14 protein-coding genes and 1 rRNA gene are annotated in these 15,028 nt (G+C 56.9%); 8 read left to right on the forward strand and 7 right to left on the reverse strand.

Annotated elements, in window-relative coordinates; genetic code table 11:
* Window positions 1–114, forward strand: a 5S ribosomal RNA gene (rrf, locus tag B2J69_RS06950); the annotation flags it as partial.
* Between the two features lie 91 nt (window positions 115–205).
* Here the strand turns inward: rrf and mobB are convergent.
* Window positions 206–712 (reverse strand): molybdopterin-guanine dinucleotide biosynthesis protein MobB, encoded by a 507-nt coding sequence (mobB, locus tag B2J69_RS06955; RefSeq protein WP_081137731.1) that lies wholly within the window; start codon window positions 710–712, stop codon window positions 206–208.
* Window positions 709–1,278 carry a molybdenum cofactor guanylyltransferase MobA gene (gene mobA / locus B2J69_RS06960; RefSeq protein WP_081137733.1) on the reverse strand — a complete coding sequence of 190 codons (570 nt, stop codon included), beginning with the start codon at window positions 1,276–1,278 and terminating at the stop codon, window positions 709–711. The genes mobB and mobA overlap by 4 nt, the downstream gene beginning before the upstream one ends.
* A 51-nt stretch (window positions 1,279–1,329) precedes the next feature.
* Here mobA and B2J69_RS06965 point away from each other — a divergent pair, with 51 nt between their 5' ends.
* From B2J69_RS06965 to B2J69_RS24580, 5 genes are all read left to right on the forward strand, one after another.
* Window positions 1,330–1,605 carry a YihD family protein gene (locus B2J69_RS06965; protein WP_081137735.1) on the forward strand — a complete coding sequence of 92 codons (276 nt, stop codon included), beginning with the start codon at window positions 1,330–1,332 and terminating at the stop codon, window positions 1,603–1,605.
* Window positions 1,606–1,650: 45 nt separating this feature from the next.
* Window positions 1,651–2,634 (forward strand): serine/threonine protein kinase, encoded by a 984-nt coding sequence (locus tag B2J69_RS06970; RefSeq protein ID WP_081137737.1) that lies wholly within the window; start codon window positions 1,651–1,653, stop codon window positions 2,632–2,634.
* Window positions 2,635–2,661: 27 nt separating this feature from the next.
* Window positions 2,662–3,291 carry a thiol:disulfide interchange protein DsbA gene (gene dsbA / locus B2J69_RS06975; protein ID WP_081137739.1) on the forward strand — a complete coding sequence of 210 codons (630 nt, stop codon included), beginning with the start codon at window positions 2,662–2,664 and terminating at the stop codon, window positions 3,289–3,291.
* Window positions 3,292–3,667: 376 nt separating this feature from the next.
* Window positions 3,668–6,454, forward strand: coding sequence for a DNA polymerase I (gene polA / locus B2J69_RS06980; RefSeq protein WP_081137741.1), 2,787 nt, complete (start codon window positions 3,668–3,670; stop codon window positions 6,452–6,454).
* Between the two features lie 274 nt (window positions 6,455–6,728).
* Window positions 6,729–6,776, forward strand: coding sequence for a spot 42 RNA, inhibition of DNA synthesis (locus tag B2J69_RS24580; protein ID WP_071892919.1), 48 nt, complete (start codon window positions 6,729–6,731; stop codon window positions 6,774–6,776).
* Between the two features lie 75 nt (window positions 6,777–6,851).
* Here B2J69_RS24580 and yihA read toward each other — a convergent pair whose 3' ends face one another.
* A complete protein-coding gene (gene yihA, locus B2J69_RS06985) occupies window positions 6,852–7,484 on the reverse strand; it encodes a ribosome biogenesis GTP-binding protein YihA/YsxC (RefSeq protein WP_081137743.1) in 633 nt (210 codons plus the stop codon).
* A gap of 649 nt (window positions 7,485–8,133) precedes the next feature.
* Between yihA and yihI the strand changes: the two genes are divergently transcribed.
* Both yihI and hemN read left to right on the forward strand, forming a co-directional pair.
* The gene (gene yihI / locus B2J69_RS06990; RefSeq protein ID WP_081137745.1) at window positions 8,134–8,658 is read left to right on the forward strand and encodes a Der GTPase-activating protein YihI; all 525 of its coding nucleotides are present in this window, start codon (window positions 8,134–8,136) and stop codon (window positions 8,656–8,658) included.
* 228 nt (window positions 8,659–8,886) lie between these two features.
* On the forward strand, window positions 8,887–10,260 hold the full coding sequence (hemN, locus tag B2J69_RS06995) for an oxygen-independent coproporphyrinogen III oxidase (protein ID WP_081137747.1): 1,374 nt from the start codon (window positions 8,887–8,889) through the stop codon (window positions 10,258–10,260).
* A 46-nt stretch (window positions 10,261–10,306) separates the two neighbouring features.
* On the opposite strand, the gene B2J69_RS23745 is transcribed toward hemN, so the two are convergent.
* The 4 genes from B2J69_RS23745 to glnA all read right to left on the reverse strand — a co-directional run bounded on the left by B2J69_RS23745 (window position 10,307) and on the right by glnA (window position 14,601).
* On the reverse strand, window positions 10,307–10,432 hold the full coding sequence (locus tag B2J69_RS23745) for a YshB family small membrane protein (protein ID WP_143806252.1): 126 nt from the start codon (window positions 10,430–10,432) through the stop codon (window positions 10,307–10,309).
* A gap of 106 nt (window positions 10,433–10,538) precedes the next feature.
* Window positions 10,539–11,948, reverse strand: a complete 1,410-nt coding sequence (gene glnG / locus B2J69_RS07000) for a nitrogen regulation protein NR(I) (RefSeq protein ID WP_081137749.1) — start codon at window positions 11,946–11,948, stop codon at window positions 10,539–10,541.
* 7 nt (window positions 11,949–11,955) lie between these two features.
* Window positions 11,956–13,005, reverse strand: a complete 1,050-nt coding sequence (gene glnL / locus B2J69_RS07005) for a nitrogen regulation protein NR(II) (RefSeq protein WP_081137751.1) — start codon at window positions 13,003–13,005, stop codon at window positions 11,956–11,958.
* 186 nt (window positions 13,006–13,191) lie between these two features.
* The gene (gene glnA / locus B2J69_RS07010) at window positions 13,192–14,601 is read right to left on the reverse strand and encodes a glutamate--ammonia ligase (RefSeq protein WP_081137753.1); all 1,410 of its coding nucleotides are present in this window, start codon (window positions 14,599–14,601) and stop codon (window positions 13,192–13,194) included.
* Window positions 14,602–15,028: the final 427 nt, after the last annotated feature.

Here is a 15,028-nt window from a genome sequence, read left to right on the forward strand (position 1 = left end):
TGGCGGCACTAGCGCGGCGGTCCCACCTGACCCCATGCCGAACTCAGAAGTGAAACGCCGTAGCGCCGATGGTAGTGTGGGGTCTCCCCATGCGAGAGTAGGGAACTGCCAGGCATCCAATTGCAATAACCCTGACCTCACGGTCAGGGTTTTTTGCGTTTTAGCGCCGAGAATGCGCTGGAAAGCTCAGCGGATTGGTTGCTCTTTACGCCTTCTTCAGCCACGCCGCAATAAAGGCGCTAATCTCTTCAGGACGATTCAGATCCAGCAAGGGCACTCCCACGTCCAGATAACTATCGCTGGCGACCGCAATAACGTGTTCATCGAGCAATAACGAAACCTCTTCTTTTACGCCTGCGCGCCACAGAATGATTTTCGGCACCGGCTCGTCTTTGAATCCTTCCACCAGCACCAGGTCGAGCAACGCCGGATCCATACGGCTGACCAGATAGCGTAAATCAAGCGCGTCGCTTTGCGGCGTCTCGCACATCAGCGCCCAGCGCTGCGAGCTGGCGACGATCACCTGATCCGCGCCCGCCTTTCGCAGCAGATAGCTGTCTTTTCCCGGCGTATCGATCTCCATCTGATGATGCGTATGCTTTATCAGCCCAGGCCGAATGCCGCTCGCTTTCAGCAAGGGGATCACCTGCTGCAACAGCGTCGTTTTCCCGGTTCCGCTCCAGGCGGCAATAGCCAGTAATGGCAACGTCATAGTGGGCTATCCTCAAGATCGTCAGGCGTATTCACATTGCGGAAGGCGGCTTCGCTCTGGCTAAGCATTACCGCATGACCATTCTGTTCCCGCAGAAACTGCATCAGGCGCCGCTCTCCACGCTGCAGATAATCAGCCAGCGGCTTAGCCAGGCTGCGGTGCAATAAGGCCAGCGCAGGATGGTCGCGCTCGGTCGAACGCGCCCAGACGGTTGGTGCTGTCTCTTTTTGCCGCCATAGCTGCGCGACAAAATCAACCGGCACGGAGGGCGTATCGCAGGAGCAGAAGACGACCCAATCCGTTTTCGCGGCAAGCAGGCCGCTCAGCATGCCCGCCAGCGGCCCCGGATAGTCAGGCAAGGTGTCGGCTATCACCGTACAGCCACTTGCCTGATAACGATCAAGGTTACGATTAGCGCTTATCATGACAATGTCGACTTGCGGCCTGAGCCGCTGAAGCACATGCTGATAAAGCGGGATGCCGTTAAGCAGCACCAGACCTTTATCCTGTCCGCCCATACGACGCCCCTGTCCGCCGGCCAGAATAACGCCGGTTAATGCTGTCATGCCGATACCCCTGCCTGAAGGCTTATAACAAACCCGTTATGAGGAAAAAAGATGAAATATCATCGACTGAATGAACTGCTCGACCTGCTGCGGCCCGCCTGGCAACAGGAGCCGGATCTCAACCTGCTGCAATTTTTACAAAAACTGGCGCAGGAATCGGGTTTCAGTGGCCCATTAAGTGAATTAACCGATGACATCTTGATTTACCATCTGAAAATGCGCGATGCCGACAAGTATGCGGAAATTCCCGGCCGACAAAAAGATTATGAAGCAGATTTTAAAACAGCGCTGCTGCGCGCGCGCGGTGTGATTAAGGACGATAACTAATGCTATGCTTGCGGGCTCCTTGTAAAGACAGTAACGGGTAATTCAATGGATGCCGCTTTTAATTTCCAGACGCTGGATCCTGACGCCATCCTCGATGCGCTATGGGAAACGGGTCTTCGGGTCGAGTCTGGATTAACCGCGCTCAACAGCTATGAGAACCGCGTCTATCAGTTCAGCGATGAAGAGCGTCAGCGCTACGTGGTGAAATTCTATCGGCCTCAGCGCTGGAGCGAAGCGCAAATTGAGGAAGAGCATCAGTTCACGCACGATCTGCTGGCCGATGAAGTGCCGGTTGCCGCGCCTCTCATCCTGCAGGGAAAAACGCTGCATCACCACGCAGGCTTCCTGTTCACGGTGTTTCCCAGCCTTGGCGGCCGTCAGTATGAAACGGACAACGACGAGCATCTGGAGTGGGTAGGCCGCTTTTTGGGACGCATCCACCAGACCGGCCGCAAGCAGCGCTTTACGCATCGTCCTACCATAGACTTAGAAGAGTACCTGCATCAGCCGCGCGCCGAGCTGGCGAGCAACCCGCTGGTGCCGGCCGCGCTGAAGCCCACGCTACTGCAGGCAATAGACAAGCTTGGCGTTGCCCTCCAGCAGCGCTGGCATCACAGCTGGCAGCCGTTGCGGCTGCACGGCGACTGCCATCCCGGCAATATCCTGTGGCGTGACGGACCGCTGTTCGTCGATCTCGACGATGCGCGTAACGGGCCGGCGGTGCAGGATCTCTGGATGTTGATCAACGGCGATCTTCAGGAACAGCGCATTCAGTGGGATATTTTGCTGGAGGCGTATACGGAGTTCAGCGATTTTGATATTAACGAATTGTCACTGATTGAACCTTTACGCGCTATGCGCATGGTTTATTATCTGGCCTGGGTGGCGCGCCGCTGGCAGGATCCGGCCTTTCCTCGCGCATTTCCGTGGATGACGGACGAGGATTTCTGGCGCCGACAGATTTCGCAATTTACCGAGCAGGAGAAGCTGTTGCAGCAACCACCGCTACAGCTCACCCCGCAATTTTAAATAGAGAAGTCAGGAGAATTTTTCACAATGAAGAAAATTTGGTTTGCACTGGTTGGTTTAGTGCTGGCGTTCAGCGCCTCTGCTGCCCAGTTTACCGATGGTCAGCAATACGTCAGCCTGCCGAAGCCTGTTGCCGGCGAACCGCAGGTGCTGGAGTTCTTCTCCTTCTTTTGCCCGCACTGCTATCAGTTCGAGCGTCTTTATCACATCAGCGACGCCGTGAAAAAGAATCTGCCTGCCGACACCAAAGTGACTAAATACCACGTCGATTTTCTCGGCGGCGATTTTGGTCCGGTTGTGACGCACGCATGGGCGGTTGCGCTGGCGCTGGGCGTTGAAGATAAAGTCACCGCGCCGATTTTTGACGGTATCCAGAAAACGCAGACCATCACCGATGCCGCGAGCCTGAAGGCGGCCTTTATTAGCGCGGCGGGCATCACGTCCGAGCAGTATGACGCGGCATGGAACAGCTTTGCTGTAAAAGCGTTAGTGGCGCAGCAGGAAAAAGCGGCATCAGACGTGGATCTGCGCGGCGTGCCGGCGATGTTCGTCAACGGCAAATATATGGTTAACAACGGCGGTCTCGACACCAGCTCTATGGATAACTTTGTCGCAGAATATGCCAACGTGGTGAAGTTCCTGGTCAACCAGAAGTAATAAACCATCCGTTCAGCTGAAAACGCCGACATCGTCGGCGTTTTTTTATGATTGAAATTATTTAGCAAAATAGTCCATTCGCAGCCTTTCCTGTTTAATATCCACATATGCCACTGCCTGTGCAGAAAGCGTTGTCCTGTCACAGCAATAAACTAATTAACTGATTTAAATAGACTTTATAAAATCCCGCACCCTTTTATAGCGCAAGCGTTAACGCGTTATGATTTTTGCGCACAAAGTTATCCACAGAAAGATCCTTGCGATCCGCGCCGTAAAACCATGAAAAAATCCGGCTGCAGGCGGCCTGCGTTCAACATTCTGCTCAAGCTGTGGCATCCTTATAGTCCACCCATGGCAACGAAGATTACACAGACTTATGGCGCAAATTGCAGAAAATCCCCTGATTCTGGTTGATGGCTCATCCTACCTTTACCGCGCTTATCATGCGTTTCCGCCGCTCACCAACAGCGCAGGCGAGCCGACCGGCGCGATGTATGGCGTGCTCAACATGTTGAAAAGTCTGTTGGCGCAGTACAATCCAAGCCATGTTGCCGTGGTATTCGACGCTAAAGGCAAAACGTTCAGGGATGAGCTGTTCGAACACTACAAGTCACATCGCCCGCCAATGCCGGACGATCTGCGCGCGCAGACCGCGCCTTTGCATGAGATGGTGAAAGCAATGGGCCTGCCGCTGCTGGCGGTGAGCGGCGTTGAGGCGGACGACGTTATCGGCACGCTGGCGCTGCAGGCGGAGAAAGAGGGCCGCCCGGTGCTGATTAGCACCGGCGACAAAGATATGGCGCAGCTGGTCACGCCGAATATCACCCTGATTAACACCATGACCAATACCATTCTCGGCCCGGAAGAGGTTGAGCATAAATATGGCGTGCCGCCTGGGTTGATCATCGACTTTCTGGCGATGATGGGTGACAGCTCAGATAACATTCCAGGCGTGCCGGGCGTTGGTGAGAAAACCGCGCAGGCGCTGCTGCAGGGATTAGGCGGCATGCGGTCGATTTATGAGAATCTCGATAAGGTCGCCGAACTCTCTTTCCGCGGCGCCAAAACCATGGCGGCGAAGCTGGAGCAGAATCGCGACGTGGCCTTTCTCTCCTACCAGCTGGCCACCATTAAAACCGACGTCGAGCTGGATCTTGGCTGCAGCGAACTCACGGTCGCCGAACCGGACGTCGAGGCACTGCAGGCGCTGTTCAGCCGTTACGAATTCAAACGCTGGCTGGCGGATTTGCAGGACGGCAAGTGGCTGCAGGGTAAAAAGAGCAACCTGAAGGCGCAGCAGGCGCTGCCTGAAGAGCCTGCTGCGAAGCCGGAAGCCACCAGCGTGCTCGCCTCGGACGGCTACGTCACCATCCTCGACCAGGAGACGTTCGACCTCTGGCTGGAGAAGCTGAAGAAAAGCGATCTCTTTGCGTTCGATCTCGAAACCGACTCGCTGGATACCCTGAGCGCCAGTATCGTTGGCATCGCGCTGGCCGTCGCGCCGGGCGAAGCCGCCTATCTGCCGGTAGGCCACGATTATCTTGATGCGCCGGATCAGCTGGATCGCCGCGAGGTGCTGGCGCAGCTGAAGCCGATTCTGGAAGACAGCAACGCCCTGAAGGTGGGGCAGAATCTGAAGTACGATCGCGGCGTTCTGAAAAACTACGACATCGAACTGGCCGGCATTAAGTTCGATACCATGCTGGAGTCCTACATGCTCAACAGCGTGGCAGGCAAACACGATATGGACAGCCTGTCGGCGCGCTGGCTGAATCATAAAACCGTGACCTTCGAAGAGATCGCCGGCAAGGGCAAAAATCAGCTGACCTTTAACCAGATCGCGCTGGAGCAGGCGGCACACTACGCGGCGGAAGACGCCGACGTCACGCTCCAGCTGCACCTGAAAATGTGGGCAGAGCTGGAGCCAGAAGCGGGCCCGAAAAAGGTTTTCGAGCAGATTGAGATGCCGCTGCTGACGGTGATCTCTCGCGTGGAGCGCAACGGCGTGCTGATCGACCAGTCCATTCTGGCGCAGCACTCGAAAGAGCTGACCCTGAGGCTGGCGGAGCTGGAGCAGAAAGCGCATGAGCTGGCGGGTGAGCCTTTTAATCTCTCCTCTACCAAGCAGCTGCAGACCATCCTGTTTGAAAAGCAGGGCATTAAACCGACCAAGAAAACCCCGGGCGGCGCGCCGTCTACCAGCGAAGAGGTGCTGGCGGAGCTGGCGCTCGACTATCCGCTGCCGAAGGTGATTCTGGAACACCGCGGCCTGTCGAAGCTGAAATCGACCTACACCGACAAGCTGCCGCAGATGATCAATCCGCTGACTGGCCGCGTGCATACCTCCTATCATCAGGCGGTCACGGCGACCGGGCGACTCTCCTCGACCGATCCCAACCTGCAGAACATTCCGGTGCGCAACGATGAAGGCCGCCGTATACGTCAGGCCTTTATCGCTGGCAAAGGCAACCGCATCGTTGCGGCGGACTACTCGCAGATTGAGCTGCGCATTATGGCGCACCTGTCGCAGGACAAAGGCCTGCTGGACGCCTTCGCACACGGCGAGGATATTCACCGCGCGACCGCCGCAGAGGTGTTTGGCGTGGCGCTGGACAAGGTCAGCGGCGAACAGCGCCGCAGCGCGAAGGCGATTAACTTCGGCCTGATTTATGGCATGAGCGCGTTCGGTCTGTCGCGCCAGCTCAATATCGGCGCGGGTGAAGCGAAGAAATATATGGATCTCTATTTTGAACGCTATCCCGGCGTGCTGCGCTATATGGAAAACACCCGCCAGCTGGCGGCCAGCAAAGGCTACGTCGAAACCCTGGACGGTCGACGCCTGTGGCTGCCGGACATCAAATCCAGCAACGCCATGCGGCGTAAAGCGGCCGAGCGCGCGGCGATCAACGCCCCGATGCAGGGTACCGCGGCCGATATCATCAAGCGCGCAATGATTGCGGTAGACGACTGGCTGCAGCAGCAAAACGACGGCACGGTGCGCATGATCATGCAGGTGCACGATGAACTGGTGTTTGAAGTGCAGGGCGACGTCGTGGAATCTGCCAGCCAGCAGATCCGCCAGTTAATGGAGGGCAGCATGAAGCTGGATGTGCCGCTTCAGGTTGAGGTTGGCGTGGGTGATAACTGGGATCAGGCGCACTGACGGATGTTGCTCAGGTCGGTGAGGGATTCACATCACCGGCCTGGCTGGCCTATAAGAAAAAAGTCTGTTTAACCGATTCAGCGAATGAGCAAAATTACGTCATTTCTAACTACCTATCGGTTAAGCATTTTTTTGGTAATTAAACTACATCCAGAGGCGATTTTTGTGATGAACGCATGAAAAATCATGCTGTTTAGTGAAAGCAAACTACAAAAAAGCCTTTGTGCGACAGAAAAAATCAGGTAAAGTTCGAGGCGTAGGGTACAGAGGTAAGATGTTCTATCTTTCAGACCTTTTACTTCACGTAATCGGATTTGGCTGAATATTAGCCGCCCCAGTCATTTTATGACTGGGGCGTTTTTTATTGTGCTTTTGCCAGCAAAAGCGTGTTTCGCTGTTACGCTTCAGCCGCGTTATCCTGCGCTGGCGCTAATTCGTTGAACCAGACATCCAGTTTCTGACGCAGCTTGTCGACGCCGATCTTTTTCAGGGAAGAGAACATCTCTACCTGCACATCGCCCATAAAGGCCAGCGCGGCTTCGCGCACCATGTTGAGCTGCGCTTTACGCGCGCCAGAGGCGAGCTTGTCCGCTTTGGTCAGCAGCACCAGCACCGGGATCTGGCTCTCTACCGCCCACTGAATCATCTGCTGATCGAGATCCTTCAGCGGATGGCGAATATCCATCAGCACCACCAGGCCTTTCAGCGCGTCGCGTTTTTGCAGATATTCGCCCAGCGCGCGCTGCCATTTGCGCTTCATCTCTTCCGGCACTTCGGCGTAGCCATAGCCGGGCAGATCCACCAGGCGTTTACCGTCTGTGACCTCGAACAGGTTGATAAGCTGCGTGCGGCCCGGCGTTTTACTGGTGCGCGCCAGGCTTTTCTGGTTGGTGAGGGTGTTCAGCGCGCTCGATTTACCCGCGTTCGAGCGGCCAGCGAAGGCGACTTCAATGCCGGTATCGGCAGGCAGATGGCGGATATCGGGCGCGCTAAGAATGAAGTGGGTAACGTGATAGTTCAGTGCAGACAAAATTTAACTCCAGAGACGAATGCGGTCATTGGCGCTGATTATACGCGTTATGGCGCAAAAGTGCCCGACGGCGTCATCCAGCAGGTTTTTGTAAGATATTCGCTATAAATACTGCCAGTTATGACCGCTTTTTATGAAAAATTTAAAAAATAAAATATATATAAATCAATTATATGTAATGAAATCGCTAAATAAAAAGGTAAAAAGAGCCGTTATTGGGTTGTGGGTTTTACCGGTTGGTCTACATTATTGGGCAGTGCAGGGCAGCACTCATCAGGATGATGTGCTCAGGAGCGTCTGGATGACCACGAGCAGAGGAAGGGAAACGGCCAGGGATTGCAGGCCGGAAAAGGAAAAGGATTCGCTCAGGAGTTGAGCAGGCGCGGGATTGACCGGGACGTTGCGAGCCAAAACGGATTAAAAATATGATTCCTTCTGCGGAAGGTGCGAAATAAGGCGACAGCATAGAGCTGTCGCCTTTTTTCTTTGCCTGCTTTCTGCTAGATTTCGCCGCAATTCTGTACCCTCCGTGAACAGACGAGCTTAAAGAGAGGACGCGTATTTTCTGCTGCGCATCGCCGACAAACAAGCCGCGTCAAGAGTGAGGGGTATATACTGATACTGATTAAAAACAGTGAGACCGAACATCATGAAGCAACCTGTACGCGGCGCGAGCGGCAAACCTGCCACCAGTAAAACAAAGCGTAAATCGCGCGAAGAACTCAATGAGGCCGCACGCGATCGCAAGCGTGATAAAAAGCATCGCGGCAACGCCTCTGGCAGTCGCGCCAATCCTGCCGTTAGCGCGGGAAAATCTGGCCAGGGCAATAAAGCCAAAGACCCGCGTATCGGCAGCAAAAAACCGATTCCGCTGATCGCTGACGGCGCCACGTCCAGCGCGCCGGTGAAAAAGGCGGTGAAACCGCCGGTAGAGAAGAAAGTGCGTCTTAGTCCGGAAGAGGAGCTGGCGCAGCTGGAAAACAGCGAGCGTCTCGACGCGCTGCTGGATCGCATGGAAAATGGCGAAACGCTGTCGGCGGAAGAGCAGGCCTGGCTGGATGAAACCCTGGACCGCATCGATGAACTGATGGAGCAGCTCGGCATCGACATGGATGACGAGGCGGAAGATGAGCAGGCCGAAGAAGATATGTATCGCCTGCTGAAAGGCAACTGAGTTTTGATCGGCATGCGCATCCGCGCATGCCGCGCCAGACAGGTAAATCGTTATGTTTTGGCCTGGATCAATTTTAGCGCTGCTGCTGACATGTTATCTCATCCTGTTATTGGCTAAACTACGACGCCTGTCGCGTCTGAAGTCACGTTTACGTCGGGTTCAGTCCCGCTCACCTTTCCTCTCTTCTGCATCGCGACCTTCTCTGAGACGTCACCGGAAGGAGTAAGCATGTTTCTGCAACCCGTCTCCTGGGATCAGCGGTTAATTGAGAAATACAATTACGCCGGCCCGCGCTATACCTCGTATCCCACTGCGCTGGAGTTTAGCGAGCGCTACGACGCTGCGGCGTTTCAGCGCGCCGTCGCACGCTATCCCGATCGTCCGCTGTCGCTCTACGTGCATATCCCGTTCTGCCATAAGCTCTGCTACTTCTGCGGCTGTAATAAGGTGGTGACGCGCCAGCTGCATAAAGCGGACCGCTATCTGGATGCGCTGGCGCAGGAGATACGTCAGCGCGCGCCGCTGTTTCGCCAGCGCCGCGTGACGCAGCTGCACTGGGGCGGCGGCACGCCGACCTTTCTTAATCACGAGCAGCTTTCCCGGCTGGTGGCGCTGCTGCGAGAAAACTTCAGCCTGGCGGACGATCTGGAGATGTCGATCGAGGTCGACCCGCGCGAAATCGAGCCGGATACCATCACGCACCTGCGTCAGCTCGGCTTTAACCGGCTGAGCATGGGCGTGCAGGACTTCAATAAGGCGGTGCAGGCGCGCGTCAACCGCGTTCAGGACGAAGAGGCGATCTTCGCGCTGATGGCGCGAGCGCGCGAGCAGGGCTTTCACTCCACCAGCATCGATCTTATCTACGGTCTGCCGCTGCAAACGCCAGAAAGCTTCGCTTATACGCTGCAGCGCGTTATCGCGCTCAACCCGGACCGCATGAGCGTGTTCAACTACGCGCATCTGCCGGCGCTGTTTGCGGCGCAGCGTAAAATCAAAGAGCAGGAGCTGCCGTCGGCGCAGAGTAAGCTGGAAATCCTACAGCAGACCATCGCCACGCTGACGCAGCAGGGCTATGACTTTATCGGCATGGATCACTTCGCGAAGCCGCAGGATGAGCTGGCTCAGGCGCAGCGCGCCGGTGTGCTGCACCGTAATTTTCAGGGCTACACCACACAGGGCGACAGCGATCTGCTCGGCCTCGGCGTCTCCGCCATCAGCATGATCGGCGACAGCTATGCGCAGAATGAAAAAGATCTGAATCGCTGGTATGACGCGGTGGCGACGCGCGGCGAGGCGCTGTGGCGCGGCGTGGCGCTGACGGATGACGACTGCCTGCGCCGCGACGTGATCAAAACGCTGATCTGCAACTTCTCGCTCGATTTCCGCGCCATCGAAGCGCAACACGCGATACGCTTCAGCGACTACTTCGCCGAGGACCTGGCGCTGTTGCAGCCGCTAATTGCAGACGGGCTGGTGGAGCGGCGTGACCACGGGCTGCAGGTGACCGGTGCGGGCCGATTGCTGATCCGCAACATCTGCATGTGCTTTGACCTTTATCTGCGGCAAAAGGCGCGTCAGCAACAGTTCTCACGCGTGATTTAGCACAGCAGCGCGCCTGCGCGCATAAGAGTACGCGCAGGCGCGGCGATTACTGAAACAGATTGACCATGATAGCGCACAGCACGGCGGCGACGGCGGCCTGCGGCGAATGGCCGGCGGCGCTGCCGATAACGGCCAGGTTGTGCGATACCATGTGAAGGAAGGATTCAAACATTGCTTCTTCTCCCGATAGCCGCCCGTATGATACTGAACGGCATCGGTGTGTAAAGCGGGTCAAGGCGATAAATCGCGTAAAAAATCGCCTTGTTTTACCCGCATTGTTACTCCATGCCCAGCTCTTTCAGTTTGCGCGTCAGGGTATTGCGTCCCCAGCCCAGCAGCCTGGCCGCTTCCTGCTTGTGGCCCTGCGTATGACGCAGCGCCGTGGTCAGCAGGGTGCGCTCCATTTCCGGCTGCGCTTCAGAGAGCAGGTTTTGATGACCGGAGCGCAGCGCGCGGTCGGCCCACTGCGCCAGCAGCGTTGCCCAGCTGTCGGGCAGCGACTGCACCGGACTCTCCGGCGTGCTGGACTCAAAGAGTTCCGGCGGCAGATCCTGGATCAACACTTCCTGGCCCGCCGCCATCACCGTCAGCCAGCGACAGGTGTTCTCCAGCTGGCGCACGTTACCCGACCAGTGCAGACGCGTCAGCGCCGCCTCGGTTTCCGGGTGGAGAATTTTCGCCTCGACGCCCAGCTCGCGCGCCGCCACCTGCAGGAAATAGCGCGCCAGGCGCGGAATGTCTTCGCGACGTTCGCGCAGCGGCGGCAGATGAACGCGGATAACGTTCAGGCGATGGAAAAGATCCTCACGGAACTTGCCTTCCTGCACCCGGCGCTCCAGGTTCTGATGGGTGGCCGCGATAATGCGCACATCCACCTTCACCGGCGCATAGCCGCCGACGCGGTAAAACTGCCCGTCGGCCAGCACGCGCAGCAGGCGCGTCTGGACGTCGAGCGGCATATCGCCGATCTCATCGAGAAACAGCGTGCCGCCGTCCGCCTGCTCGAAGCGGCCCTGACGGATCTGATTTGCGCCGGTAAACGCCCCTTTCTCATGGCCGAACAGCTCGGACTCAATCAAATCTTTCGGGATCGCCGCCATATTGAGCGCGATAAACGGCGCTTTGGCGCGCGGACTGTGGCGATGCAGCGCGTGCGCCACCAGCTCTTTCCCGGTGCCCGACTCGCCGTTGATCAGCACGCTGATCGACGAGCGCGACAGGCGGCCGATAATGCGGAACACATCCTGCATCGCTGGCGCTTCGCCGATGATGTCGGTGGTAGGGCCGCTGACCGGCTGATTGCGCGGCTGCTGCTGCTCCTGATAGTGGCTGATGGCGCGCTCGACCAGCGCCACGGCCTCGTCGATATCAAAAGGCTTCGGCAGGTAGTCAAACGCCCCTTGCTGATAGGCGCTGACCGCCGCGTCCAGGTCGGAGTGCGCCGTCATAATGATGACCGGCAGCATCGGATGACGCTGCTTGATCTGTTTCAGCAGCGCCAGCCCGTCCATGCCCGGCATGCGAATATCTGACAGTAAAACGTCTGGGGTTTTGGTCGAGAGCGCGTCCAGCACCTCATTGCCGCTATCGAAAGTGGCACAGCTTAAACCGGCTCCAGTGAGCGCGCGTTCAAGCACCCAGCGGATGGAGCTATCGTCATCGACGATCCAGACTATCCCTCGTTGCATAGAAACCTCACTGGCGAATAGGCAGATAAACCGAGAATTCGGTGTGTCCAGGCCAACTGTTAAATTCAATTTTTCCTGAATGTTGATCGATCAGGCTACGGGCGATAGAGAGACCCAGACCGGTACCGCCTTCGCGGCCGCTCACCATCGGGTAAAACAGGGTATCCTGCAGCTGCGCCGGTATGCCCGGGCCGTCGTCTTCCACGTCGATACGCGCCACCAGACGGTAGCGCGTGCCGTGCAGCGTCAGCTGGAAGGCGGTGCGGGTGCGCAGAATAATAGTGCCGCCTTCTTCGCCCAGCGCCTGCAGCGCGTTGCGAACCACGTTAAGCAGCACCTGTTCAATCTGGTCGGGATCGTGCGGCAGCTCCGGCAGGCTGGGATCGTAATCGCGCACCAGCCTGACGTTCTCTGGCAGCTCCATCGACACCAGATTCACCACGCGTTCCGCTACCTGATGAATGCTCTGCGTGATGTGCATGCCGGGCTGTTGCGGGCCGAGCAGGCGGTCGACCAGATTACGCAGACGATCCGCCTGCTCGATAATCACTTTGGTATATTCGTTCAGCGACGGATCGGGCAGCGCGCGCGACAGCAGCTGCGCCGCGCCGCGCAGGCCGCCCAGCGGATTTTTAATCTCGTGAGCGAGGCCGCGCACCAGATCGCGCGCCGCCACCTGCTGCGCATGCTGAAGCTGCTCCTGGCTCAGGCGACGCTGGTTATCCATCGGCGCCATCTCCAGCAGAATAAAGCCGTCCGGCAGCCGCTGCGCCGTGAGTGCCATAACGTGCGCGCGGCCGTCGACCACCAGCGTCACTTCGCTGTCGGTAAACCCCTGGCCAGCCTCAAGACTCTCGCGCATCACCTCGATGTTCAGCGAAAAGTAGCCGGTTAAATCGGGCAGCGGCGTGCCGAACAGTTTGCGTGAGCTTTGCGCCAGTAGCTGCTGTGCCGCCGGATTGGCATAGTGAATAACCAGATCGTCATCCACCAGCAGAATACTGTTGATCAGGGAGTTGAGAATTTGTCCCGCGTCGGGCAGGGTGCCAGTTGCCATACAGCGTTCCTCTGCACTGTTTTAGTGCATTATACTCTTCCGCGTCCGGTTTCAGACGGCTGAACGATGATTTCGCGGCGAAAAAAGCCCATCCGGAGATGGGCTAAAGTTTCCACGGCAACAAAAATCTTCTGTATGTGGCGCGTTGCCGCCTGAAGCCGCGACGCGCCCTGTGCAGAATAAAGATTAAACGCTGTAGTAGAGTTCGAACTCAACCGGGTGCGGCGTCATGCGAATACGGTCGTTCTCAACTTTACGCAGTTCGATATAGGCGTCGATCGCGTCGTCGGTGAAGACGCCGCCGCGCGTCAGGAACTCGCGGTCTTCGTTCAGCGCGATCAGCGCTTCTTCCAGCGAACCTGCAACTTTTGGAATCTCCGCTTCTTCTTCCGGCGGCAGATCGTACAGGTTTTTGTCCATCGCATCGCCCGGGTGGATCTTGTTGATCACGCCGTCCAGGCCAGCCATCAGCAGCGCGGTGAACGCCAGGTACGGGTTAGCAGCCGGATCCGGGAAGCGCGCTTCGATACGACGCGCTTTCGGGCTGGCGACAACCGGAATACGGATAGAGGCGGAGCGGTTACGCGCGGAGTAAGCCAGCATAACCGGCGCTTCGTAGCCAGGCACCAGACGCTTGTAGGAGTTGGTGGTCGGGTTCGCCAGGGCGTTGATCGCTTTCGCGTGCTTGATGATGCCGCCGATGTAGAACAGCGCGGTTTCAGACAGGCCGCCGTATTTATCGCCAGCGAACAGGTTTACGCCGCCTTTAGAGAGCGACATGTGGCAGTGCATGCCAGAACCGTTGTCGCCGAACATCGGCTTCGGCATAAAGGTCGCGGTTTTGCCGTAGGCGTGCGCGACGTTATGCACCACATATTTGTAGATCTGAATTTCGTCCGCTTTCTTGGTCATGGTGTTGAAGCGGGTCGCCACTTCGTTCTGACCGGCAGTCGCCACTTCGTGGTGATGCGCTTCTACTACCAGGCCCATCTGCTCCATGGTCAGACACATGGCTGAACGGATGTCCTGCGCGGAGTCAACCGGCGGAACCGGGAAGTAGCCGCCTTTCAGGCCAGGACGGTGACCTTTGTTGCCGCCTTCGTACTCTTTACCGGTGTTCCAGGCCGCTTCGATGTCGTCGATAGCGACGTGCGAGCCAGAAGTCGACGAGCCGAAACGGATGTCGTCAAACAGGAAGAATTCCGGCTCCGGTCCGAACAGCACGGTGTCGGCGATGCCGGATGAGCGCAGATACTCTTCAGCGCGCTTGGCGATGGAACGCGGATCGCGATCGTAGCCCTGCATGGTGCCTGGCTCGAGGATGTCACAACGGATGATCAGCGTCGGGTCTTCGAAGAACGGATCCAGTACCGCGGTGGTTGCGTCCGGCATCAGCACCATGTCTGATTCGTTAATGCCTTTCCAGCCGCCGATAGAGGAGCCATCAAACATTTTGCCTTCTTCGAAGAAGTCAGCGTTAACCTGGTGAGCAGGGATAGTAACGTGCTGTTCTTTACCTTTGGTGTCGGTAAAACGCAGGTCAACAAACTTAACTTCGTGCTCGTTCATCATCGAGAGAACGTGTTCAGCGGACATACTCAACTCTCCTGGAAAAGGTCATTATCATCGTGGTGAGTGGCTGCGTCGTCTGGAATGAAATGTGTCTGAGCGCCATCCCCAACCAACCGATCTCGTCAAGCTCTGCAACCGTCGTGCAACTGCTGTTTTCGCTTGAAAGAGATAAAGCGAATATTGTGCCAACTTTTTTCAGCACGGCTAAATCGCCTCTGTACGCACTCTTTTGTCGCCTGTGGGCTGCACCAGGCTGGTAAATTTGCACCAAAAGCGTGCTTTTTCGCCAATCCTAAGCACCAAAAGAGTGCATTCCCCCAACTTAGTGCATTAAGTGCACCGCATCCAGCGCAAATTAACGCCACTACAATAAACTTATGGGGAAAAGTGTGATCGTATTCAGTATCCCGCTTAATCCGTGTACAATAGCGCGCTATTTCTAATGCCTGAG

It is taken from the genome of Pantoea latae, from assembly GCF_002077695.1.
Lineage (GTDB): Bacteria > Pseudomonadota > Gammaproteobacteria > Enterobacterales > Enterobacteriaceae > Pantoea > Pantoea latae.

What these genes read in the sequence shown, in the direction of transcription:
- mobB (WP_081137731.1), bottom strand. Translation starts at nt 712, where the DNA reads ATGACGTTGCCATTACTGGCTATTGCCGCCTGGAGCGGAACCGGGAAA.
- mobA (WP_081137733.1), bottom strand. Translation starts at nt 1,278, where the DNA reads ATGACAGCATTAACCGGCGTTATTCTGGCCGGCGGACAGGGGCGTCGT.
- B2J69_RS06965 (WP_081137735.1), top strand. Translation starts at nt 1,330, where the DNA reads ATGAAATATCATCGACTGAATGAACTGCTCGACCTGCTGCGGCCCGCC.
- B2J69_RS06970 (WP_081137737.1), top strand. Translation starts at nt 1,651, where the DNA reads ATGGATGCCGCTTTTAATTTCCAGACGCTGGATCCTGACGCCATCCTC.
- dsbA (WP_081137739.1), top strand. Translation starts at nt 2,662, where the DNA reads ATGAAGAAAATTTGGTTTGCACTGGTTGGTTTAGTGCTGGCGTTCAGC.
- polA (WP_081137741.1), top strand. Translation starts at nt 3,668, where the DNA reads ATGGCGCAAATTGCAGAAAATCCCCTGATTCTGGTTGATGGCTCATCC.
- yihI (WP_081137745.1), top strand. Translation starts at nt 8,134, where the DNA reads ATGAAGCAACCTGTACGCGGCGCGAGCGGCAAACCTGCCACCAGTAAA.
- hemN (WP_081137747.1), top strand. Translation starts at nt 8,887, where the DNA reads ATGTTTCTGCAACCCGTCTCCTGGGATCAGCGGTTAATTGAGAAATAC.
- B2J69_RS23745 (WP_143806252.1), bottom strand. Translation starts at nt 10,432, where the DNA reads ATGTTTGAATCCTTCCTTCACATGGTATCGCACAACCTGGCCGTTATC.
- glnG (WP_081137749.1), bottom strand. Translation starts at nt 11,948, where the DNA reads ATGCAACGAGGGATAGTCTGGATCGTCGATGACGATAGCTCCATCCGC.
- glnL (WP_081137751.1), bottom strand. Translation starts at nt 13,005, where the DNA reads ATGGCAACTGGCACCCTGCCCGACGCGGGACAAATTCTCAACTCCCTG.
- glnA (WP_081137753.1), bottom strand. Translation starts at nt 14,601, where the DNA reads ATGTCCGCTGAACACGTTCTCTCGATGATGAACGAGCACGAAGTTAAG.